This is a genomic window from Lelliottia sp. F153 (assembly GCF_002870005.1).
GTDB classification, from domain to species: domain Bacteria; phylum Pseudomonadota; class Gammaproteobacteria; order Enterobacterales; family Enterobacteriaceae; genus Enterobacter; species Enterobacter nimipressuralis.
Map to the genome: position 1 here is coordinate 951,705 of NZ_PKFT01000001.1, position 19,075 is coordinate 970,779.

Annotated in this window: 22 protein-coding genes; 16 read left to right on the top strand and 6 right to left on the bottom strand. The window is 55.5% G+C overall.

Annotated elements, in window-relative coordinates:
- Positions 1-14 precede the first annotated feature (14 nt).
- Positions 15-2,051, top strand: coding sequence for a TIM-barrel domain-containing protein (locus F153LOC_RS04555; RefSeq protein WP_102103476.1), 2,037 nt, complete (start codon positions 15-17; stop codon positions 2,049-2,051).
- 107 nt (positions 2,052-2,158) lie between these two features.
- Complete coding sequence (locus tag F153LOC_RS04560; RefSeq protein WP_003857881.1) at positions 2,159-2,605, top strand: DUF441 domain-containing protein; 447 nt, start codon at positions 2,159-2,161, stop codon at positions 2,603-2,605.
- On the opposite strand, the gene F153LOC_RS04565 is transcribed toward F153LOC_RS04560, so the two are convergent.
- The gene (locus F153LOC_RS04565) at positions 2,589-3,380 is read right to left on the bottom strand and encodes a helix-turn-helix transcriptional regulator (RefSeq protein ID WP_102103475.1); all 792 of its coding nucleotides are present in this window, start codon (positions 3,378-3,380) and stop codon (positions 2,589-2,591) included. The genes F153LOC_RS04560 and F153LOC_RS04565 overlap by 17 nt on opposite strands.
- A gap of 99 nt (positions 3,381-3,479) precedes the next feature.
- Between F153LOC_RS04565 and F153LOC_RS04570 the strand changes: the two genes are divergently transcribed.
- A complete protein-coding gene (locus tag F153LOC_RS04570) occupies positions 3,480-4,667 on the top strand; it encodes a CynX/NimT family MFS transporter (RefSeq protein ID WP_102103474.1) in 1,188 nt (395 codons plus the stop codon).
- A 30-nt stretch (positions 4,668-4,697) separates the two neighbouring features.
- Here the strand turns inward: F153LOC_RS04570 and F153LOC_RS04575 are convergent, their stop codons facing one another.
- Positions 4,698-5,405: a CTP synthase gene (locus tag F153LOC_RS04575; protein WP_102103473.1), complete on the bottom strand. Its 708-nt coding sequence runs from the start codon at positions 5,403-5,405 to the stop codon at positions 4,698-4,700.
- A gap of 157 nt (positions 5,406-5,562) precedes the next feature.
- On the opposite strand from F153LOC_RS04575, the gene F153LOC_RS04580 reads away from it, so the two are divergent.
- Both F153LOC_RS04580 and F153LOC_RS04585 read left to right on the top strand, forming a co-directional pair.
- The gene (locus F153LOC_RS04580) at positions 5,563-6,066 is read left to right on the top strand and encodes a DUF523 domain-containing protein (RefSeq protein WP_102103472.1); all 504 of its coding nucleotides are present in this window, start codon (positions 5,563-5,565) and stop codon (positions 6,064-6,066) included.
- Entirely contained in the window at positions 6,053-6,406 is a 354-nt protein-coding gene (locus F153LOC_RS04585; RefSeq protein WP_102103471.1) for a DUF488 domain-containing protein, read from the top strand. Before F153LOC_RS04580 ends, F153LOC_RS04585 begins: the two co-directional genes overlap by 14 nt.
- Here F153LOC_RS04585 and F153LOC_RS04590 read toward each other — a convergent pair.
- Together F153LOC_RS04590 and F153LOC_RS04595 are read right to left on the bottom strand one after the other, a co-directional pair.
- Positions 6,392-6,697, bottom strand: coding sequence for a hypothetical protein (locus F153LOC_RS04590; protein WP_100780540.1), 306 nt, complete (start codon positions 6,695-6,697; stop codon positions 6,392-6,394). The two genes, F153LOC_RS04585 and F153LOC_RS04590, sit on opposite strands and share 15 nt — an antisense overlap.
- A gap of 82 nt (positions 6,698-6,779) precedes the next feature.
- Positions 6,780-7,022 (bottom strand): DUF333 domain-containing protein, encoded by a 243-nt coding sequence (locus F153LOC_RS04595; RefSeq protein WP_102103470.1) that lies wholly within the window; start codon positions 7,020-7,022, stop codon positions 6,780-6,782.
- A gap of 308 nt (positions 7,023-7,330) precedes the next feature.
- Between F153LOC_RS04595 and F153LOC_RS04600 the strand changes: the two genes are divergently transcribed.
- Genes F153LOC_RS04600 through yoaJ form a run of 3 tightly spaced genes read left to right on the top strand, consistent with a single transcriptional unit; the run spans position 7,331 to position 8,575 of the window.
- Complete coding sequence (locus F153LOC_RS04600; RefSeq protein ID WP_102103469.1) at positions 7,331-8,359, top strand: sensor domain-containing diguanylate cyclase; 1,029 nt, start codon at positions 7,331-7,333, stop codon at positions 8,357-8,359.
- Positions 8,360-8,401: 42 nt separating this feature from the next.
- Complete coding sequence (locus F153LOC_RS04605) at positions 8,402-8,500, top strand: YoaK family small membrane protein (protein ID WP_041689378.1); 99 nt, start codon at positions 8,402-8,404, stop codon at positions 8,498-8,500.
- On the top strand, positions 8,501-8,575 hold the full coding sequence (gene yoaJ / locus F153LOC_RS21860; RefSeq protein ID WP_107704291.1) for a protein YoaJ: 75 nt from the start codon (positions 8,501-8,503) through the stop codon (positions 8,573-8,575). It begins immediately after the preceding gene.
- A 54-nt stretch (positions 8,576-8,629) separates the two neighbouring features.
- Here yoaJ and F153LOC_RS04610 read toward each other — a convergent pair whose 3' ends face one another.
- The gene (locus F153LOC_RS04610; RefSeq protein WP_100780542.1) at positions 8,630-8,878 is read right to left on the bottom strand and encodes a GlsB/YeaQ/YmgE family stress response membrane protein; all 249 of its coding nucleotides are present in this window, start codon (positions 8,876-8,878) and stop codon (positions 8,630-8,632) included.
- 485 nt (positions 8,879-9,363) lie between these two features.
- Between F153LOC_RS04610 and F153LOC_RS04615 the strand changes: the two genes are divergently transcribed.
- From F153LOC_RS04615 to F153LOC_RS04630, 3 genes are all read left to right on the top strand, one after another.
- Positions 9,364-10,932 (top strand): methyl-accepting chemotaxis protein, encoded by a 1,569-nt coding sequence (locus F153LOC_RS04615; RefSeq protein WP_233210340.1) that lies wholly within the window; start codon positions 9,364-9,366, stop codon positions 10,930-10,932.
- A gap of 570 nt (positions 10,933-11,502) precedes the next feature.
- Positions 11,503-12,090, top strand: a complete 588-nt coding sequence (locus F153LOC_RS04625; RefSeq protein WP_199174632.1) for a TetR/AcrR family transcriptional regulator — start codon at positions 11,503-11,505, stop codon at positions 12,088-12,090.
- Positions 12,083-13,090: an NAD(P)-dependent oxidoreductase gene (locus F153LOC_RS04630; protein WP_199174630.1), complete on the top strand. Its 1,008-nt coding sequence runs from the start codon at positions 12,083-12,085 to the stop codon at positions 13,088-13,090. Before F153LOC_RS04625 ends, F153LOC_RS04630 begins: the two co-directional genes overlap by 8 nt.
- Positions 13,091-13,293: 203 nt before the next feature.
- On the opposite strand, the gene icd is transcribed toward F153LOC_RS04630, so the two are convergent.
- Complete coding sequence (gene icd, locus F153LOC_RS04635) at positions 13,294-14,544, bottom strand: NADP-dependent isocitrate dehydrogenase (protein ID WP_102103468.1); 1,251 nt, start codon at positions 14,542-14,544, stop codon at positions 13,294-13,296.
- Positions 14,545-14,652: 108 nt separating this feature from the next.
- Here icd and rluE point away from each other — a divergent pair, with 108 nt between their 5' ends.
- From rluE to purB, 5 genes are read left to right on the top strand one after another with little or no spacing between them, the layout of a single operon-like run.
- Complete coding sequence (rluE, locus tag F153LOC_RS04640) at positions 14,653-15,315, top strand: 23S rRNA pseudouridine(2457) synthase RluE (protein WP_102103467.1); 663 nt, start codon at positions 14,653-14,655, stop codon at positions 15,313-15,315.
- A gap of 9 nt (positions 15,316-15,324) precedes the next feature.
- Positions 15,325-15,798 (top strand): NUDIX hydrolase, encoded by a 474-nt coding sequence (locus F153LOC_RS04645; protein WP_100780546.1) that lies wholly within the window; start codon positions 15,325-15,327, stop codon positions 15,796-15,798.
- 40 nt (positions 15,799-15,838) lie between these two features.
- Positions 15,839-16,951, top strand: a complete 1,113-nt coding sequence (gene mnmA / locus F153LOC_RS04650; RefSeq protein ID WP_102103466.1) for a tRNA 2-thiouridine(34) synthase MnmA — start codon at positions 15,839-15,841, stop codon at positions 16,949-16,951.
- 27 nt (positions 16,952-16,978) lie between these two features.
- Positions 16,979-17,608: a high frequency lysogenization protein HflD gene (gene hflD, locus F153LOC_RS04655; RefSeq protein ID WP_100780548.1), complete on the top strand. Its 630-nt coding sequence runs from the start codon at positions 16,979-16,981 to the stop codon at positions 17,606-17,608.
- A 19-nt stretch (positions 17,609-17,627) separates the two neighbouring features.
- Positions 17,628-18,998, top strand: coding sequence for an adenylosuccinate lyase (gene purB, locus F153LOC_RS04660; protein WP_102103465.1), 1,371 nt, complete (start codon positions 17,628-17,630; stop codon positions 18,996-18,998).
- Positions 18,999-19,075 lie beyond the last annotated feature (77 nt).

Here is a 19,075-nt window from a genome sequence, read left to right on the forward strand (position 1 = left end):
AGGACGCATTAACCATGAGTGAACTCATTCAACATACCAACAGTATCGAGTGGCGCTTTGAGCGGCAGATCCTGCGCATCGAACCGTGGGGTAAAAACAGCCTGCGCGTGAGAGCCACCTGCTCGCCGGACTTCAGCGAAGCGTTACAGGCTCTCCTGCCAGCGGCCCCCTGCACCGCGGAGATCACCGCGGAGAACGAAAGCCTGACGCTGCGCAACGGCAACATCACCGCCACCCTGAATCTGAAAGGTCAGCTGGCATTTTATAACCAGCGCGGCGAGCTGCTGCTGGAGGAGATGTGGCGTCAGCGCTCAACGGTGGGGATCGGTGCCAGCGAAAAGAGCCAGGATAAATATGTCAGCGCCCTGAAACTCGACGGTCGCGAATTCAAACCACTGGCGGGCGGCAAGTATCAGCTCACCGTGCGCTTTGAATCGCGCCCTGAGGAGCGGATTTACGGTATGGGTCAGTATCAGCAGCCCTGGCTGGATCTCAAAGGCTGTACCCTCGAACTGGCCCAGCGCAACTCTCAGGCCAGCGTGCCTTTTATGCAGTCGAATCTGGGCTACGGCGTGCTGTGGAATAATCCGGCGATTGGAGAGGTCAGCTTCGCCAAAAACCAGACCGAATGGCGCGCCCGCGTCACGGGGGAGATGGACTACTGGATCACCGCAGGCGACAGCATTGCGGAGATCACCCGCCAGTATGTCACCGCCACCGGCACTCCGCCGCCTGCCCCGTCCTTTATCAGCGGCCTGTGGCAGTGCAAATTGCGCTACCGCACCCAGCAGGAGGTACTGGAAGTGGCGCGGGAATATCGCCGTCGCAACCTGCCGCTCGCTGTGATGGTGATTGATTTCTTCCACTGGCCGAATCAGGGCACCTGGTGTTTCGACCCGGTCGACTGGCCCGATCCCAAGGCGATGGTGGATGAACTCACTGAAATGGGCATCGAGCTGATGGTCTCCGTCTGGCCGACCGTTGAAGCGCGCAGCCCACTGTTCCCGCAGATGAAAGCCAAAGGCTGGCTGGTCAGCAGCGAGCGCGGCGTGCAGGTGAATCTCGACTTTATGGGCAACACCACCTTTTTCGACGCGACCCATCCGCAGGCGCGTGAATTTGTCTGGGAGACCGTTAAGAAAAACTACTACGATCTGGGCATCAAACTGTTCTGGCTGGATGAAGCCGAGCCGGAGTACCGCGCCTACGATTTTGATAATTATCGCTATCACGCCGGCCCGGTGCTGGAGGTGGGCAACCGCTATCCGCGCGATTTTGCGCAGGGCTTCTACGAAGGCTTAACCGCTAACGGCGAGCGCGATATCGTCAATCTGGTGCGGTGTTCCTGGGCGGGCAGTCAGCGCTACGGCGTGCTGGCGTGGTCCGGCGATGTGCATTCATCCTTCCACGCGTTTCGCAACCAACTGGCCGCCGGGCTGAATATGGGGCTGGCGGGCATCCCGTGGTGGACCACGGACATCGGTGGATTCCAGGGCGGAAACGTCAACGATCCGGCATTCCATGAGCTGCTGATTCGCTGGTTCCAGTGGGCGGTCTTCTGTCCGGTACTGCGCATGCACGGCTATCGTGAGCCGCAAATCCAGCCGCCAGAGCGCTACCGCGACGGCATTCCTCAGTGCAACAGCGGCTCGCCCAACGAGCTGTGGAGCTACGGCGAAGCGAACTTCGCTATCATGCAGCACTGGCTGTCAGTGCGTGAAAAACTGCGCCCGTACATTGACGCCCTGTATGAGAATGCCCATCAGCACGGCGACCCGCTGATGCGCCCCCTGTTCTGGCACTATCCGCAGGAAAAACAGAGCTGGGAGACGGAAGATCAGTATCTGTTCGGCGAAGATCTGCTGGTTGCACCTGTGATGCACGCCGGGCAGCGCCAGCGTGACGTCTGGCTTCCCGCAGGAGATCACTGGATCGCTTTAAACGGCGAGCGATATCGCGGCGGCGAACGCGTGACGGTCGACGCGGCGCTGGAGACGATTCCGGTGTTTATTCGCGACGGTAGCCCGCTGGTGAAGGTGTTAGTGAGCTAGCCTCTGGCAGCTGCCCAAAAATGGGGGATTTGTCGATAAAAGCCTGTTTACGCTCGCCTTTGCGGGTAAAGTAAGCAGGCTTACTTTTTCTGGCAAGGATACCCCTCATGTTTGACCCTACCCTGCTGATCCTGCTGGCGCTGGCTGCGCTGGGCTTTGTCAGCCACAACACCACGGTGGCCATTTCAATCCTGGTGTTAATTATCGTACGCGTAACCCCGCTCAACACCTTCTTCCCGTGGATAGAAAAACAGGGCCTGACCATCGGGATCATCATTCTGACCATCGGGGTGATGGCTCCCATCGCCAGCGGTACGCTCCCGGCCTCGACGCTTCTACACTCCTTTGTGAACTGGAAATCGCTGGTGGCCATCGCCGTGGGGGTGTTCGTCTCCTGGCTCGGCGGGCGCGGGGTAACGCTGATGAGTTCGCAACCCTCTCTCGTCGCCGGTCTGCTGGTCGGGACGGTGCTCGGCGTGGCGCTGTTCCGCGGCGTGCCGGTCGGCCCGCTGATCGCCGCCGGGCTGGTGTCCCTGTTTATTGGGAAGTCGTAGACAGGCTGGCGATATAGCGCGCGGGTGTCTGCCCCAACCCTTTTTTGAACATCGTAATAAACGCGGTGGTGGAGTCATATCCCAGTGACTGCGCCGCCTGCTGGACCGATTTGCCGCCAATCAACAGCTGTAGCGCGACGATTAACTGCAGCTGATGACGCCAGCGGCGAAAACTCAGGCCCGTCTCCTTCACCACCAGCCGCGCCAGATTGCGCTCGCTCATGGCAAAGTGGCTCGCCCACTGGGCCAGCGTCTGCCACTCGGCGGGTTGCTCAGCCATGGTTTCGCTCATCATGCGAATTTTAGGGTGCGGTGAAACCGGCAGCTGGAGCTGCTCCTGCGGCTGCTGCGGGACTTCATCAAACAGCACATCAACCAGCCGGGAGGTGGACGGGAGCAACAGCTGCTCGCGGGTTTTGCTCGCCAGCGTCAGGATCAGCTCGCGCACCAGCGGGGAGATTTTTAACGTACAGCAGCGATCCGGAAGCGTCACCGCGCCCGGCTCAATAAACAGAAAACAGAGCTGCGCACCGGGCGTAGCTTTGTTGCTGTGAGGGATTTGGCCTGGGATCCACACCGCGTACTGCGGGGGCACCATCCACATGGCGTTTTCCACTTCGCAGGTGATGGCCCCGCGCAGGGCAAGGATCAGCTGACCTTTACGGTGCTGGTGGCGCGGAATGCGCTGTTCGTCTTCCACCACGCGGATGCGAAACGCCACGGCCGCATCGTGCTGGCTGTCGGGATCGTAGCCGTCAAGTCCGAGACCTTGCATAAAGTTGTCCGATATTAGCGATAAAGTGTCATTTTAGCTTGATTTAAACAGGGTGGAAAACGGGTATTGTGTGCCCTCGTTACGTTGTCAGAGAAAACCATGACTACTGCTATTCCCTCTTCCGGCAAAGATCGCCTGCTGTTGATTGCCGGTATTTTGATGATTGCCACCACTTTGCGCGTCACCTTTACCGGTGCGGCTCCTTTACTGGACATGATTCGTCACGACTACGGCCTGACGACTGCCCAGACCGGCCTACTGACCACTCTGCCGCTGCTGGCCTTTGCGCTGATTTCCCCTCTCGCCGCCGGTGTGGCGCGGAAGATCGGCATGGAGCGCAGCCTGTTTTTCGCCATGCTGCTCATCTGCGTGGGCATTGGCCTTCGTTCGCTGCCCTCCGCTGCGCTGCTGTTTATCGGCACCGGGGTGATCGGCTGCGGAATTGCGCTGGGTAACGTTCTGCTCCCTGGCCTGATTAAGCGTGATTTTCCAGGCCAGGTGGCAAAGCTCACCGGTGCCTACTCCCTGACCATGGGCGCGGCGGCGGCGCTGGGTTCAGCGATGATCGTACCGCTGGCCCTGAGCGGCGCGGGCTGGCACGGCGCGCTGCTGATGCTAATGGTGTTCCCGCTTTTAGCCACACTTCTGTGGCTACCCCAGTGGCGACAAAAACATACCGCCTCCTTAAGCAATGCGCGGGCGCTGCACAACCGTGGGATCTGGCGCTCGGCTCTCGCCTGGCAGGTGACGCTGTTTCTCGGCATTAACTCGCTGATTTACTATGTGATTATCGGCTGGCTGCCGGCGATTTTGCTCAGCCACGGCTACAGCGAAACCGAGGCCGGATCGATGCACGGTTTGCTGCAGCTGGCGACCGCAGCGCCGGGGCTTGCCGTGCCGCTGCTGCTGCATAAACTGAAAGACCAGCGCGGTATCGCCGGGTTATCGGCACTGATGTGCGCGGTGAGTCTCGCCGGGTTCTGGTTTGTGCCGGATCAGGCCGTGCTCTGGACGATTGTCTATGGATTTGGTTCCGGCGCGACGATGATTTTGGGCCTGACCTTTATCGGACTGCGTGCCAGCTCGGCGCACCAGGCGGCGGCACTTTCCGGAATGGCGCAGTCGGTCGGGTATCTGCTGGCGGCCTGTGGTCCACCGCTGATGGGGAAAATTCACGACACCGCCGGTGACTGGCGGATACCGCTTATCGCCTGTGCGCTGGCTGGCGTGGTGATGGCGGTCTGCGGTGTGCTTGCCGGGCGCGACCGCGAGATCACGCCCCACTGAGTCTGACGGCAGGCCGAATGGCCTGCCCGTTTAGCTGCGAGCAGCGTGCAGCATGGCCTGTACCAGCGGTACAGGACGCCCCGCCAGCGCACCGCGCTCGTGCTGGAACAGCGTGGCGACGAAGAACGGATGCGTTACCAGTTCTACCGCGCGAATCTCGCCTTGTTCATCCCAGCCCGTTACGCGCATATCGCCGCTTTCCAGCTCTTTCGCGAACGCCGGAGAAACGCCGTAGTTGCAGTGATACCCTTCTTCGATCTCTTCCCGGCCATAGGCTTTGGCGATAATCGTGTTAGCACGAAGTTCGATGGTGTCGGTTTTTTCCACCAGCGAGCAGGTCAGAGGCGCAATCACCATTCTGCCGTCGGTATCGGTTTCCGCATGCGCCGCATCGCTCCAGCCCAGCACGTTTCGCGCATATTCAATAAGCGCATGCTGGAACCCGCCGCAGGTTCCTAGAAACGGAATACTGTTTTCACGCGCAAAACGCGCAGCAATAAACGCCCCGTCGACATTTTTATACGGACTTGCCGGTACCAGCCAGATCGCGTCGTAGCCCACTAAATCTTCCGGGCTGGTCAGCTCGGTGGTGGCGATCCAGTCGTAATCCGCCGTTATATCCAGCACGGCCGCCGCATCATCGATGGATAACGGAATGGCCTGGTGAGCAATGACATCAGGGTTGTAGTCACCAACAAGTGCAATGCGAAGTGTGTCTTTTACCGGGGAGAGTTCCATGAGAGGTTCCATATGCCAAAGAATTATCAGATAACATAAGGAACCTCAGCCTACCGATCTTTTGCAGGGTTCACAATACCTTAAATTGGAGGGGCAAAAATTCAGGTGGTATAGTGATAGCGTATTATCCCCCTTATTTCGGGTAGTCTGAAACCTCATGAAAACCAAAATTCTGGTCAGCGCGTGTCTGATGGGCCACAAGGTTCGCTATAACGGCAGCGAGAAAGCGGCTATTTCTGACACCCTCAGGCGCTGGCAGCAAGAAAAACGACTGGTGACGCACTGCCCGGAGCTGGCAGCAGGATTGTCGATCCCGCGTTTACCCGCAGAGATTGTGGCAGGCGGCGGGAATGAGGTGATGGTGGGCCGCGCGCGCATTCTGGAAAGTGACGGCCGTGATGTGACCGCGCATTATCAGCTTGCCGCCTGGCTTGCGCTACGTGCAGCCCAGGAGGGGAACTGCCGCGCCGCCCTGCTGACCGACGGCAGCCCTACCTGCGGCAGCGAGCTGATTTACGACGGCAGCTTTCGCGGGCAAAAACGCGCAGGGATGGGCGTCGCCGCTGCGTTGTTACGTGAACACGGTATTCAGGTATTTTCCGATAACCAGCTTGCTGAGCTGATCGCCTGGGTTGAGGAGAGAGACAATGATTCAGTGTAAACGGGTGTATGACGCACCAGCCGAAAACGACGGCTATCGCATTCTGGTCGACCGGCTCTGGCCACGCGGCATCAAGAAAGAGGCGCTGGCTTTTGATGAGTGGTACAAAGCCCTGACGCCCTCCGGCGAGTTACGCAAAGCCTTTCACAGCGAAACCATTGATTTCGCCGCTTTTCGCGAGGCCTATCTGCAGGAGCTGGCGCAGCATCAGGACGAAGGGCAACGCGTGGCTACCCTGGCGAAAAACCAGACCCTGACGCTGCTCTACGGCGCGAAGAACACCCGGCAGAACCACGCTCGGGTCCTGGCCGACTGGCTGCACCAGTTAGCTGAAAGTTAATTCGTCGAGGATGTGTGACGCATCATCAGGCGTCAGCGGCAGCAGATGCTCCGGGCGCACAAAGGCAAAACCATGCTGATTATCAACGGCGTAAACATCGCCGGTGACCAGCCACAGGGCGCGATCGGCGCTGGCAGGCAGCTCGGTCATCACGCCGTTAACGGGGTTCAGGAAACGCAGGCCTGGCTTGCAGAGCGCAAAAAGCTCCACGGATTTGCCGATATTGCGCCGCCCGGCGGCAGTGCGGGCGCCGATGACCATGCACAGGCTGCCCGGTTTTAACTGAAACATACTTCTCTCGCGGTCTCTGTTATCAGCCACAAGGACTGAGATAATTCTTAAAGAGAAGTGTATCGCAGTCGCTCCTGCCCTGTCACGCAGCAGGCGTTGGGTGATCGCGGCGGAACAACTCCCACTCATCAATCACTTCGCCGCCCGGCAGTTTGCACTCGGTGCGCACGCCCTGCGGACTTTGTACCGGAACGCGCTCTCCGCCCTTCTTCACACAGTACACGGCAGCAGGATTAGCCATACCGATTTGCGGAGGTTTCGGCGCGTCAGGTGGGGTCGAACAGGCGCTCAATGGCAGAGCCATCGCCAGCAGCAGGTATCGCATGGGGTTGTCCTTTCTGTTTGCAAAGTCTAAAGCGTACCGGGACTTCGCCGTTTTCTCCATGATTTCTCCATTAAACCTGCACTTTTTCACCCTATAGTGGCTGCGTTCTCAATGACCAGAGAACATCATTCCGTAATCAAGATGTCTTTGCCCCGCACGCCTGTGCGGGGCTTTTTTTCGCCTGCCCTGTCACGCGTACCGCGACAATATATAAAATTTCCTGTATTCGTGTTTTACTATGCCCCAGCCGAAAAATTCAGCACAACATGCAGATACTGGCGTCTTCTGCATGGGAGTTTACCCACGTCATGTCGGATATTATTCTTGCCCGTGTTTCAGAAACCCTTGCAACAGAACAATCCCTTGAAAGCCTGGTTCGACAGCTCCTGGAAATGCTGGAGATTGTCACCGAGATGGAATCGACCTATCTGACGAAAGTCGATATCAATGCGCGTTTGCAGCATATTCTTTACGCCCGCAACAGTAAGCAGATGCAGATCCCAGAAGGGCTGAGCGTGCCCTGGGGCGATACGCTGTGTAAGCGCGCCATCGATAGCAACTCTTTTTTCAGTAATGAGGTCGCGGAACGCTGGGCCGACTGCGACGCCGCCAAAGCGCTGGGCATCACAACCTACGTGAGTATTCCTATTCATCTGGCAGATGGTTCGCTGTACGGCACCCTCTGTGCGGCCAGCACGCAAAAACAGACCTTAAGCGACCGGGCCGAGCAGGTTCTGCAGCTTTTTGCCGGGCTGATTGCGCAGTACATTCAAAAAGAGTCGCTGGTAATCCAGCTGCGCGAAGCGAACGCGGCGCTGATCGCGCATTCTTATACGGATGCGTTGACCGGTTTACCCAACCGCCGGGCGATTTTTGATAATCTCAATACCCTGTTCTCGCTGGCGCGCCACCTCAAACGCAATGCCATCATCGCCTACATCGATCTTGATGATTTTAAGCTCATCAACGATCGCTACGGCCATGAGACGGGCGATCAGTTTTTGGTTGAGGTCGGTAAGCGATTGATCGATGGCCAAACCGAAGACGACATCGTCGGGCGGATCGGCGGCGATGAGTTTTTAGTGGCCTGCCTGAGTAAGGGTGAAAAAGCGGTCGATAACGCGCAAATCAATATTCTGCGCACGCAGCTTGGCGCGTCGATTGCCGGAGAGTACTGGCTTGGAAACGTACACCTGGTCTACCCTGGCGCGAGCCTGGGCGTGGTGGCAGTGGATCCTGCCAGTACCGATGCAGACAGCGCGTTGCGCGCGGCGGATACGGCCATGTACCTGGATAAAAAAGGCAAAAGCAAAACACGCTTTCTCCCGGATGAGTAACCCCGTACACTCTGCGGGCAAGGAAACCTTAGAGGTGATGTGATGAGGATCGGAATTGTTTTCCCGGTCGTTATTTTTATAACGGCAGTGGTATTTTTAACGTGGTTTTTTGTCGGCGGTTACGCCGCGCCGGGGGCATAAATGCGTAAGACAACCATCATTATGTTGATCGTCGCGGTCGTGGCGGTGGCGGGTACCCAGCTCGGCTGGTGGTGATCCCGAAAACTAAAAAGGCTGCCCTTTGGCAGTCTTTTTTGATGGTGAACGCTGTTAGCTTTTGATTTTTCTGTAGATAAACAGAACCACCAGCGCACCCACTACCGCAACAGCAAAGCTGCCGATATTGAAGCCATCGACTTTACCAAAACCGAACAGGGTGCTGATCCAGCCGCCGACCACGGCGCCCACGACCCCCAGTATTACTGTCACGAAGAACCCACCGCCATCTTTGCCCGGCATGATCCACTTCGCCAGAATCCCCGCAATAAGCCCAAAGATAATCCAGGATAAAATTCCCATAGCTTTCCTCTCTGTATGGTTTTTTGTCATTAAATCAACGACACAGAAAAGGATAGCACAGGATCACCAAAATGATATTTGTGATAGGGATCACGCTGCCTGTTTGCACATTTTATCAGCACTTAAAAAAATCACGCACCACACAAAAGATGGGGTTGCAACTTCAGTTGAGAAAGATTATCTTTCTCAACACTGAATAGTTGAGCAAATCACTCAGGTATTCAGTACGACATTGCTCACATTGCTTCCAGTATTTCTTGCCCACTTTTTAGTGGGCTTTTTTTTGCGCCGTTGCCCCCCTCACCTGGGATACGCATCCGGATCATCAAGTTTAAATATCGCGTTTCACCTCAGAAAAAACAGTAAACATCATATTTTGGTTTTGGACTGATTTTGATGTTTCTCTCAATCAAGCCCCTTTTCCCCCTGCCGATAACCCTTCCAACATTGATGGTATTTCGTTACAGGTTATAAAGGGGTTTACTGTGAAAAATATTAAAATCAGAGTCGGGCTGTTGATCGTTCTGACGACTTTTACGCTTATGCTCATTCTTTCCAGCGGGCTGGGACTCTATTTCCTCCACCGCAGCAATAATGATATTCAGACATTAAGTTATAACGCCGGAGAACAAAAAGCGCTCAACAACGTGCGTAATGCCATTTTGCGCGCGCGGGTGATTATTGATTCGGCCTCGCAAGCGAAAACCCACGGCGATGATATTGATGAGCCGGCGATTCAGGCCAGTATCCGCAAAGAGATGCAGACCGCCGCTGAGCAATACCAGCTGTTTGTGCAAATCCCGGGGCTTTCAACCATTCATCCGGAAGTGGGTGCAAGAATGAAAGACCGTTACGATCAGCAAATAGCTGTTATTGCTCACAACTCCGGCCTGCTGATTAATATTAATGATCCGCAGGAACTGAAACTGGCGCTCGCCAAATATCTCGACACAACCCTGCAGGTGCGTCAGGCCTGGGATGATGAATATCACTCTTATATTGATACCACGCAGCGTAATCTGGATGGCGTCATTAGTTACAGCAACAGTTCTTATCAATTTGCCCTGTACGTGATGATCGCCTTGCTGATTCTTGCCGCCGTGTTGTTCTTTGTTATCAACGCCTGGATGCGGAAAATGTTAATCCTGCCGCTGCAGGAAGTGGCTGAGCATTTTGAATTTATCGGTAAAGGCGATCTGACCGGAGATATTCACGTCGCTAACAATAATGAAATTGGCTTGCTGTTCGCCTCTTTACAAACCATGCAGGCTGAACTGAACTCGACGGTGGTCTCTATCCGTCAGGGCGTTGAGTCCATCAATATTGGCACGCAGGAGATTTCATCCGGCAACAACGATCTATCTCGTCGTACCGAAGAGCAGGCCGCAGCCGTAGTGGAAACCGCGGCGAGCATGGAACAGATCACCTCCACGGTGAAAATGAATACCGATAATGCCCTTGAGGCGGCACAGATGGTGCAAAACGCCGCCGGAATTGCCAACGAAGGCGAAGAGCAGATGCGGGGCATGATGAAAAAAATGGACGCCATCAGTCAGAGCGCTCAGAAGATGGTTGAGATCATCAGCGTTATCGACAGCATTGCTTTCCAGACCAACATTCTGGCCCTGAACGCCGCCGTAGAAGCGGCGCGTGCAGGCCAGTCCGGGCGCGGTTTTGCCGTGGTCGCAGGCGAAGTCAGAAACCTCGCCCGTCGCTGTACCGACTCTGCAAAAGAGATCACCACGCTCATCAATGAATCGCGCCTGTATATTGAAGAAGGGGCTGAACTGGCCAATAAAACCAGCCAGACCATGCTGGATATCAGTGGAGCCGTCAGTAAGGTCAATGTGATGATGGAAAACATCGCGCTGGCGTCGGAAGAGCAAAGCCGTGGGGTGGAGCAAATTCGCATCGCAATCACCCAGATGGATCACGTCACGCAACAAAACGCCGCGTTAGTGGAAGAAGTGGCCACCACCGCGTCGGGGGTCAACGAGCAGGCAAACTTGCTGTCACACTCTGTGTCGCTTTTCAAAGTGAAAGAGGTTTACTAAGACGGGCTGTCCGGGAGCGGAAGCTCCCGGATCCAGCAAGAGACATCATGATGGATGATACGATGAGCAGAATATTGAAGCTCAGTGATGGTGAATTTCGCCATTGCTGTGCTTAGGCCCTATTCGTCCTGCTTCAATTAAGATTTCCTCAATTAACTCCTCAAGACACTCTCGCCCGTGATGATCGCAGACCAGGTGTACCTGTCGGGAAATCTCGTCAGTATTCATACCATCGCATAATGCCGATTTCAGCATTATCGATGCCCACCGTTTGGCTTCAGAATGAGTCAGCATAACCCCTCCCGATATCGGTTACCTGTTTAAGCGTAGCTAGCCGGGAGTGATTCACCAGGGTTTTTGATCAGTAAAATGCAACACGTTTTTACAGAGGGCTGGATGCTACTGATCACCTTCCTGCGCCAAACATTTGAGCGCGACGCCGCATCGATTTCACCGCCTGAGATTCTCGTGTTTTGCTGATCCCTAACCTTCTGTTCTCTTCAGGATATCTGTTGCGCGGCAAACGTAATGCAATTAATATCCGACCGGATGTTTAAATAAATAGGGTGAATGATGGGACGCAGAAAAGAGATCAGTACCGACAGCATTCTCGATGCGGCGGAAGCGGTAATGGCCCGAATCGGCGTGGCTAACCTGACGATTGACGCCGTCGCGCATCAGGCAGGGATTAGCAAGGCCAGCGTGCTGTACGTGCATAAAACCAAACAGGCGCTGCTGGAAGCGCTGGTGACACGCGCAATGAAGCGTGATGACAGCATTCATCAGGACGCGGAGTTGCAGTTGGGGGACGTCGACAGCTTAGCGCTAAAAGGCCGTATTGAGGTCGCTAAAACGCCACCGCCTGAGGAGTTCCGCCCGGTCGCGTTAAACCTCAGTTCTGCGCTGATCCTGAATCCTGAACTGCGAAAAACCATGCAACAGCATCAGGATGACGTTATTCAACGCATCATTACGACCTCTGCCCAGCCTCGCGGTGCGCTATTGGCCTATCTGGCGCTTGAAGGTTTTAAGTTTCTCGATTTTCTCGATTTCCATAAATGGACCGACGTAGAACGGGCGCAAATCCTCGAGGAACTCAGCTGGCTCGCGGAACAAAATGTACCTTCTTCGGCACCCCAGGAGACTTCAGATGACTAAACATCCGCACGATTTAAATGCCGCCATGACCCAACGCCGAGTATTCGTCACCGGCGGCAGTGGTTTTGTCGGCAGAAACATCATTCGCCATTATCGCGAAGCGGGGGCAGATGTCCGGGCGCTGGCCAGAAGCGAGGCTGCAGCCGAAATCATTCGCCACGTGGGTGGAGCGCCTGTCTGCGGATCACTGTGCGAAACCGACCTGGTGGATGCCCTCACGGGTTGCGACCTTCTCATTCACGCGGCTGCCGATACGTCACATGGATATGAATCGGCAGAGCAGTGGCAAGTCAACGTTGAAGGGACCGAAAAGCTGTTTACGGCAGCACGCCTGGCGGGCGTTACGCGAGCTGTACACATCAGTACCGAGTCGGTTTTATTGACTGGTGCGCCGCTGCAAATGGCCTCTGAGACACATCCCCTGCCACAAAAATTTGCCGGGGCGTATAGCCGAAGTAAAGCAGCCGCCGAGCAGGCAGCCTTTGCGCAGGCAAATGAAAATTTCTGCGTCAGCGTGGTGCGCCCACGATTTGTCTGGGGAAAAGGCGACACTACCGCTCTGCCACAGCTTGTCGCGGCGGTCTCCTCCGGGAAATTTGCCTGGATAGACGGCGGCAACTACCTGACTTCAACGACCCACATTGATAATCTCTGCGATGGCATCAGCCGTACAGCCGAATACGGCAAAAGTGGAGAGGTGTATTTCCTCACCGACGGTGAACCTCATATTTTTCGTGATTTCGTCAGCCAACTGCTCGCCACTCAGGGCATAACGGCACCGGATAAGCGCGTTCCGCGCAGACTGGTCAGGATACTTGCCCATCTGGGGGACGGCTTATTCCGCCTCACCAGGGGCCGTGTTACCAGCCCGTTAAATCTGCAAACCTACGCCACCTCTGCCGTCGAAGTGACCCTCGACATTAGCAAAGCGCGAAAGGAGCTGGGCTATAACCCTCAGATTACGTTGCATGAGGGAATGATGAAGCTGGATTCCATATAACAGGCCAGCCCCTCATCGGATCGTTCGTCCACCCGTGAAAGCGTTTTTGCGCTCAGCACCATGGAGTGGTGCTGCCCGCCCTGCCTTGGCCGTTATAAGAAAAAATCATGATCTCTTTTGATAATGAATGTTGGTAACCGTGTTAATTCGAAAAAAAAACGGGAGCCCATCGGCTCCCGCTTTCATGTAACCCAGATTCTGGATTACATGTTCGCGATAATCGCGTCACCAAACTCTGAACATTTCAGCAGTTTAGCGCCTTCCATCAGACGTTCGAAATCGTAAGTGACGGTTTTCGCGTTAATAGCGCCTTCCATACCTTTAACGATCAGGTCTGCGGCTTCGAACCATTCCATATGACGCAGCATCATTTCTGCGGAAAGGATGATGGAACCTGGGTTCACTTTATCCTGGCCTGCATACTTAGGTGCTGTACCGTGGGTTGCTTCGAACAGTGCGCACTCGTCACCGATGTTTGCGCCTGGGGCGATACCGATACCGCCAACCTGGGCTGCCAGGGCGTCGGAGATGTAGTCACCGTTCAGGTTCATACAGGCGATTACGTCGTATTCAGCTGGACGCAGCAGGATCTGCTGCAGGAACGCATCGGCGATCACGTCTTTGACCACGATCTCTTTGCCGGTATTTGGGTTCTTGATTTTCACCCATGGGCCGCCGTCGATCAGCTCACCGCCGAACTCTTCACGCGCTAACTGGTAACCCCAGTCTTTGAAAGCGCCTTCGGTGAACTTCATGATGTTGCCTTTGTGAACCAGGGTCACGGAATCACGATCGTTGGTGATAGCGTATTCGATGGCTGCACGAACCAGGCGTTTAGTGCCTTCTTCGGAGCACGGCTTGATACCGATACCGCAATGTTCAGGGAAACGAATCTTCGTCACGCCCATCTCATCACGCAGGAATTTGATCACTTTTTCAGCTTCGGCGCTGTCGGCTTTCCACTCGATACCCGCATAGATGTCTTCGGAGTTTTCACGGAAGATAACCATGTTGGTCAGTTCAGGGTGTTTCACCGGGCTTGGCGTGCCTGCGTAGTAGCGCACCGGGCGCAGACAGACGTACAGGTCAAGCTGCTGGCGCAGTGCCACGTTCAGGGAACGAATACCGCCACCGACCGGGGTAGTCAGCGGGCCTTTGATGGCAACGCGGTAATCACGAATCAGGTCCAGCGTTTCTTCTGGCAGCCAGACATCCTGGCCATAGAGTTGGGTAGATTTTTCCCCGGTATAGATTTCCATCCAGGAAATTTTCCGCTCGCCCTTATAGGCTTTCTGTACGGCGGCATCCACCACTTTAATCATGGCTGGCGTCACATCCACACCGATACCATCACCTTCAATGAAAGGAATGATTGGGTTGTGAGGGATGTTCAGTTTGCCATCTTGTAGGGTGATCTTCTTACCTTCCGCCGGAACGACTACTTTGCTTTCCATTAACCTCTCCTTCGAGCGCTTCTGGTTTTTTGTTAATGAGTTGTAATATGCGACCTCATACTACTCGAATATCTGGCTCGCGCCAATCACTCATGAATTTCCGTTATAATGCGTGAATACATTCATTCTGAAAACACTATGAACAAAACTTCTTTTAGAAATCACCAAGTTGAACGATTCAGCACCCGACGCAACGCCAAAAAAAAGCCTGACACTGGACCGAAGCGGCTGGTTATCTTCAATAAACCTTACGATGTGCTGCCGCAGTTCACAGACGAGGCGGGACGCAGCACGCTAAAAGATTACATCCCGTTACAAGGAATTTATGCCGCAGGCCGTCTGGACCGCGACAGCGAAGGGCTGCTGGTGCTCACCAACGACGGTCAGCTCCAGGCGCAGCTGACTCAGCCAGGCAAACGTACCGGCAAAATTTACTACGTGCAGGTAGAAGGCGAGCCGACGCAGGACGCGGTCGAGGCTCTGCGCAATGGCGTTACGCTCAATGATGGCCCCACCCTGCCCGCAGGCGTCGAACGGGTCGAGGAACCGCAGTGGCTGTGGCCGCGCAATCCGCCCGTTCGCGAGCGCAAAACTATCCCCACCAGCTGGTTGAAAATCACCTTATACGAAGGACGGAATCGACAGGTGCGACGTATGACAGCGCATGTCGGTTTCCCAACCTTGCGTCTGATACGCTACGCGATGGGTTCCCTGACGCTGGACACGCTGGCGTCCGGTAAGTGGCGAGAGATCCCGATCGATTCAATCTAAGGAGAACAGATGTTTAAACCACACGTTACCGTCGCCTGCGTAGTTCACGCCGAAGGAAAATTTCTGGTCGTAGAAGAGACCATCAACGGGAAAGCGCTGTGGAACCAGCCTGCAGGCCATCTCGAAGCCGACGAAACGCTGGTGCAGGCCGCCCGCCGTGAGCTGTGGGAAGAGACCGGCATTCATGCCGAGCCGCAGCACTTTGTTCGTCTGCATCAGTGGATCGCCCCCGATCGCACGCCCTTCCTGCGCTTTTTGTTCGTCGTCGAACTTAACGAAATGTGCGCCACTGAGCCGCACGATGACGACATCGATCGCTGCCTGTGGGTCACTGCTGAGGAGATCCTGAATGCCCCAAACCTGCGCTCACCGCTGGTTGCCGAAAGTATTCGTTGCTACCAGTCCGGCAGCCGCTTGCCGCTTGAGGTGATCGCGGAATTTAACTGGCCGTTTACAGAGGGTGCCAACACCGGGGGCGCGTGATAGAATACGCCGCCTTTAAGTTCAATGTCGTGAGTATTCCATGTCAGATAACAGCCAGAAAAAAGTAATCGTCGGCATGTCCGGCGGTGTCGATTCCTCCGTTTCCGCCTACCTGTTGCAACAGCAGGGTTATAAGGTGGAAGGCCTGTTCATGAAGAACTGGGAGGAAGATGATGGCGAGGAATATTGCACGGCTGCGGCGGATCTTGCGGATGCGCAGGCCGTGTGCGACAAACTCGGCATTGAGCTGCATACCGTAAACTTTGCTGCAGAGTACTGGGACAACGTGTTCGAACTCTTCCTCGAAGAGTACAAAGCGGGCCGCACCCCGAACCCGGATATCCTCTGCAACAAAGAGATCAAATTCAAGGCGTTCCTCGAATTCGCCGCCGAAGATCTGGGCGCGGACTTTATCGCGACCGGCCACTACGTGCGTCGTGCCGATGTGGATGGCAAAAGCCAGCTGCTGCGCGGTCTCGACGGTAACAAAGATCAGAGCTACTTCCTCTACACCCTGGGCCACGAGCAGATTGCGCAAAGCCTGTTCCCGGTCGGTGAACTGGAAAAACCGGAAGTGCGTAAAATCGCTGAAGATCTGGGTCTGATTACCGCGAAGAAAAAAGACTCTACCGGCATCTGCTTTATCGGCGAACGTAAATTCCGCGAATTCCTCGGCCGCTATCTGCCTGCGCAGCCGGGCAAAATTATCACCGTTGACGGCGATGACGTCGGCGAGCATCAGGGTCTGATGTATCACACCCTCGGCCAGCGTAAAGGGCTGGGCATCGGCGGCACCAAAGACGGCAGCGAAGAGCCGTGGTACGTGGTCGATAAAGACGTTGAAAACAATATTCTGGTTGTGGCTCAGGGGCACGAACATCCGCGTCTGATGTCCGTCGGCCTTATTGCCCAGCAACTGCACTGGGTCGATCGCGAACCGTTCACCGGCACCCTGCGTTGCACGGTGAAAACCCGCTATCGTCAGACTGATATCCCCTGCACCGTAACGGCCATTGATGACGAACGCATCGAAGTGCGTTTCGACGAGCCTGTCTCTGCCGTTACGCCTGGCCAGTCCGCCGTCTTCTACAGCGGCGAAATCTGCCTCGGCGGCGGGATCATTGAACAGCGTCTACCGCTGGCCGCTGTTTAAACCGATTGCACACCAAAAGGAGCCTGTGTGGCGAAGAATTATTATGACATCACCCTGGCACTGGCAGGAATTTGCCAGTCAGCCCGTCTGGTGCAACAGCTGGCGCATCAGGGTCATTGCGATGCTGACGCGCTGCATGTTTCGCTCAACAGCGTTATCGACCTTAACCCCGGCTCTACGCTCGGTGTGTTCGGTGGCAGTGAAACGAATCTTCGCCTCGGTCTCGAAACCCTGCTCGGCGTGCTCAATGCCAGCAACCGCCAGGGGCTGAATGCAGAACTGACCCGCTACACGTTGAGCCTGATGGTGCTGGAGCGTAAGCTGAACAGCGCGAAAGGTGCGATGGACACGCTCGGCAACCGCATCGCCGGGCTGCAGCGTCAGCTCGACCATTTTGATTTGCAGTCTGAAACCCTGCTGAGTGCGATGGCCGCGATTTATGTCGATGTCATCAGCCCGCTTGGGCCACGCATCCAGGTCACCGGCTCCCCTGCCGTGCTGCAAAGCCCGCAGGTACAGGCGAAAGTTCGCGCCTCGCTGCTGGCAGGAATTCGTGCCGCCGTGCTGTGGCAACAGGTGGGCGGTGGCCGACTGCAGTTAATGTTCTCTCGTAATCGCCTGACGACTCAGGCAAAACAAATTCTTGCTCATTGTTAACCTCCCGGAGTTGCGAATTATGGAATTATCCTCACTGACCGCCGTTTCCCCTGTCGATGGACGTTACGGCGATAAAGTCAGCGCGCTGCGCGGGATCTTCAGCGAATATGGTCTGCTGAAGTTCCGTGTACAGGTTGAAGTGCGCTGGCTGCAAAAGTTAGCTACCCAGGCAGCAATCAAGGAAGTTCCTGCTTTTGACGCCCAGGCAAACGATTACCTTGATAAAATCGTCGCGGAGTTCAGCGAAGAAGACGCAGCGCGTATTAAAACCATCGAGCGCACCACCAACCACGACGTAAAAGCGGTTGAATACTTCCTGAAAGAGAAAGTAGAAAGCGTTCCGGCGCTGCACGCGGTGTCTGAGTTCATCCACTTCGCCTGCACCTCAGAAGATATCAACAACCTGTCTCACGCGCTGATGCTCTCTACCGCGCGTCAGGACGTGGTGCTGCCTTACTGGCGCAAAATCATCGACGCGGTGAAAGACCTGGCCGTGCAATACCGTGATATTCCACTGCTCTCCCGTACCCACGGTCAGCCAGCCACGCCGTCGACGATGGGTAAAGAGATGGCAAACGTGGCCTACCGCATGGAGCGCCAGTATCGTCAGCTGGAGCAGGTTGAGATCCTCGGTAAAATCAACGGCGCGGTCGGCAACTACAACGCCCACATCGCCGCGTACCCTGAAGTGGACTGGCACCAGTTCAGCGAAGAGTTCGTGACCTCTCTGGGCATTCAGTGGAACCCGTACACCACCCAGATCGAGCCGCACGACTACATCGCCGAGCTGTTTGACTGCATCGCGCGCTTCAACACCATCCTGATAGACTTCGATCGCGATGTGTGGGGCTACGTGGCGCTGAACCACTTCAAACAGAAAACCATCGCGGGCGAAATCGGCTCTTCCACCATGCCGCATAAAGTGAACCCGATTGACTTCGAAAACTCCGAAGGCAACCTGGGTCTGGCGAACGCCCTGCTGCAACACATGGCGAGCAAACTGCCGGTCTCCCGCTGGCAGCGTGACCTGACGGACTCCACCGTGCTGCGTAACCTCGGCGTCGGCATCGGCTATGCGCTGATTGCCTACCAGTCCACCCTGAAAGGTGTGAGCAAACTGGAAGTGAACCGTGACCGTCTGCTGGACGAACTGGATCACAACTGGGAAGTGCTGGCAGAGCCGATTCAGACCGTGATGCGTCGTTACGGCATTGAAAAACCTTACGAAAAACTGAAAGAGCTGACCCGCGGCAAGCGCGTGGACGCCGAAGGCATGAAGCAGTTTATCGACGGTCTGGATGTGCCTGAAGAAGAGAAAACGCGCCTGAAAGCAATGACGCCGGCGAACTACATCGGCCGTGCCATTGCTATGGTTGATGAGCTGAAGTAATTCCCCTTACCCTCTTTCCACCCGGAAAGAGGGTTCCTTCCTCTGCGGTTTACTCAATGTTTATCCCCACAACAACA

Excerpts from the sequence above, each read along its gene's own strand:
- F153LOC_RS04555 (WP_102103476.1), top strand. The coding sequence starts at position 15 with ATGAGTGAACTCATTCAACATACCAACAGTATCGAGTGGCGCTTTGAG.
- F153LOC_RS04560 (WP_003857881.1), top strand. The coding sequence starts at position 2,159 with ATGTTTGACCCTACCCTGCTGATCCTGCTGGCGCTGGCTGCGCTGGGC.
- F153LOC_RS04565 (WP_102103475.1), bottom strand. The coding sequence starts at position 3,380 with ATGCAAGGTCTCGGACTTGACGGCTACGATCCCGACAGCCAGCACGAT.
- F153LOC_RS04570 (WP_102103474.1), top strand. The coding sequence starts at position 3,480 with ATGACTACTGCTATTCCCTCTTCCGGCAAAGATCGCCTGCTGTTGATT.
- F153LOC_RS04575 (WP_102103473.1), bottom strand. The coding sequence starts at position 5,405 with ATGGAACTCTCCCCGGTAAAAGACACACTTCGCATTGCACTTGTTGGT.
- F153LOC_RS04580 (WP_102103472.1), top strand. The coding sequence starts at position 5,563 with ATGAAAACCAAAATTCTGGTCAGCGCGTGTCTGATGGGCCACAAGGTT.
- F153LOC_RS04585 (WP_102103471.1), top strand. The coding sequence starts at position 6,053 with ATGATTCAGTGTAAACGGGTGTATGACGCACCAGCCGAAAACGACGGC.
- F153LOC_RS04590 (WP_100780540.1), bottom strand. The coding sequence starts at position 6,697 with ATGTTTCAGTTAAAACCGGGCAGCCTGTGCATGGTCATCGGCGCCCGC.
- F153LOC_RS04595 (WP_102103470.1), bottom strand. The coding sequence starts at position 7,022 with ATGCGATACCTGCTGCTGGCGATGGCTCTGCCATTGAGCGCCTGTTCG.
- F153LOC_RS04600 (WP_102103469.1), top strand. The coding sequence starts at position 7,331 with ATGTCGGATATTATTCTTGCCCGTGTTTCAGAAACCCTTGCAACAGAA.
- F153LOC_RS04605 (WP_041689378.1), top strand. The coding sequence starts at position 8,402 with ATGAGGATCGGAATTGTTTTCCCGGTCGTTATTTTTATAACGGCAGTG.
- F153LOC_RS04610 (WP_100780542.1), bottom strand. The coding sequence starts at position 8,878 with ATGGGAATTTTATCCTGGATTATCTTTGGGCTTATTGCGGGGATTCTG.
- F153LOC_RS04625 (WP_199174632.1), top strand. The coding sequence starts at position 11,503 with ATGATGGGACGCAGAAAAGAGATCAGTACCGACAGCATTCTCGATGCG.
- F153LOC_RS04630 (WP_199174630.1), top strand. The coding sequence starts at position 12,083 with ATGACTAAACATCCGCACGATTTAAATGCCGCCATGACCCAACGCCGA.
- icd (WP_102103468.1), bottom strand. The coding sequence starts at position 14,544 with ATGGAAAGCAAAGTAGTCGTTCCGGCGGAAGGTAAGAAGATCACCCTA.
- rluE (WP_102103467.1), top strand. The coding sequence starts at position 14,653 with ATGCGTGAATACATTCATTCTGAAAACACTATGAACAAAACTTCTTTT.
- F153LOC_RS04645 (WP_100780546.1), top strand. The coding sequence starts at position 15,325 with ATGTTTAAACCACACGTTACCGTCGCCTGCGTAGTTCACGCCGAAGGA.
- mnmA (WP_102103466.1), top strand. The coding sequence starts at position 15,839 with ATGTCAGATAACAGCCAGAAAAAAGTAATCGTCGGCATGTCCGGCGGT.
- purB (WP_102103465.1), top strand. The coding sequence starts at position 17,628 with ATGGAATTATCCTCACTGACCGCCGTTTCCCCTGTCGATGGACGTTAC.